The sequence below is a fragment of the Agrobacterium genomosp. 2 str. CFBP 5494 genome, assembly GCF_900013495.1.
Taxonomy (GTDB): Bacteria; Pseudomonadota; Alphaproteobacteria; order Rhizobiales; family Rhizobiaceae; genus Agrobacterium; species Agrobacterium pusense.
The window spans coordinates 399,093-399,978 of the sequence record NZ_LT009720.1; the positions used below are offsets into that span (position 1 = coordinate 399,093).

At 60.6% G+C, this 886-nt stretch carries 1 pseudogene; it reads right to left on the reverse strand.

Features of this window, described 5'->3' with window-relative positions:
- Positions 1–790, reverse strand: a pseudogene (locus AGR2A_RS30490) (IS256 family transposase); the annotation flags it as partial.
- Positions 791–886 lie beyond the last annotated feature (96 nt).

Sequence of the window (886 nt, forward strand, 5' to 3'; positions counted from 1 at the left end):
GTCCGCTCTTCCCGGCATGGGCAAGCGCATTGCGCATAAAGTGGACCCGGCACCTCTGCCATGTGGCGGACAGCACCTTCGACACCGCTGCCTTGATGCCCTCATGCGCATCGGAGACAGCAAGGCTTCACGCCGCGCAGGCCTCGCCTGGTCAGCTTGCGCAGGAACTCAGTCCAGATCGCTTCTGCTTCTGAAGTGCCGATCTCCATGCCGAGCACCTCGCGTCGACCGTCGGTGTTGACGCCGACAGCGATGATGACAGCGACAGAGACGATGCGTCCGCCGCGACGAACCTTCAGATAGGTGGCATCGATCCAGAGGTATGGCCACTCGCCCTCGATAGGACGGTCGAGGAAGGCCTTCACCTTCTCGTCGATCTCCTCGCAGAGCCGCGATACCTGGCTCTTGGAGATGCCGCTCATGCCCATGGCCTTGACGAGATCATCTACGGATCGGGTCGAAACGCCTTGGATGTAAGCCTCCTGATGACCGCCGTCAGAGCCTTCTCCGCCATCCGGCGCGGCTCCAGGAAACTCGGGAAGTAGCTGCCTGTGCGAAGCTTGGGAATGCGCAGCTCGACGGTCCCTGCTCGTGTCTCCCAGTCTCGATCGCGGTAGCCGTTGCGCTGGGCAAGTCGAAAGCCGTTCTTCTCGCCATATCCCGCGCCAGTCTTCGCCCCGACTTCCAGTGCCATCAACTTCTCGGCAGCAAAGCCGATCATATCCCGGAGCAAATCGGCGTCGGCACTCTTCTCAACGAGTGAGCGCAGGTTCATCATATCGTCGGTCATCGGTGGTGTCCTTCAGGTTGGATCTAAGCAACCCGACCCTACCGGAAATCACCGATGGCTATGAAATCCAGCTACACCACGCGCTGGGACACGATC